This window comes from Alcanivorax sp. HI0044 (genome assembly GCF_001634945.1).
The window spans coordinates 1-710 of the sequence record NZ_LWEZ01001948.1; the positions used below are offsets into that span (position 1 = coordinate 1).

Here is a 710-nt window from a genome sequence, read left to right on the forward strand (position 1 = left end):
GCCGTACCCGCCACCTTGAAGTCCATGTCGCCGAGGTGATCTTCGTCACCGAGGATATCGGACAGGACTGCATAGCGACCGTCTTCTTCCTTCACCAGCCCCATGGCAATACCCGCCACCGGCGCGGTCAGCGGGACACCCGCATCCATCAGCGCCATGGAAGTACCGCACACGGACGCCATGGAGGACGAACCGTTGGATTCGGTAATCTCGGAAACCACACGAACGGTGTACGGGAAGTCCTGCACGCTCGGCACAACGGCTTCCACACCACGACGCGCCAGACGGCCGTGGCCGATTTCACGACGTTTCGGAGAGCCGATAAAGCCGGTCTCGCCCACACAGTACGGAGGGAAGTTGTACTGCAGCATGAAGTGATCCTGGCGGGACCCTTCCAGCGCATCGATGAACTGGGCATCGCGCATGCCACCCAGAGTGGCCGTCACGATGGCCTGGGTTTCACCACGGGTGAACAACGCAGAACCGTGCGTTTTGGCCAGGGTGCCCACCTGACAATCGATTGCACGGACAGCGTCCAGAGCTCGGCCATCGATACGCGGCTTGCCGGATACCACGGCTTCACGCACTACGCTCTTTTCGATCTTGCCGAACAGCTCTTTCACTTCGCCGGCTTCCGGAGCACCTTCTTCGCCGGTGGCAAATTCAGCCACACAGGCTTCGCGCAGCTCGCCAACCTTGGCGTAACGGGC

General features: G+C 61.3%; 1 pseudogene. It reads right to left on the reverse strand.

Going from position 1 to position 710, the window contains the following annotated elements:
• Positions 1 to 710, reverse strand: a pseudogene (locus A3730_RS28975) (polyribonucleotide nucleotidyltransferase); the annotation flags it as partial.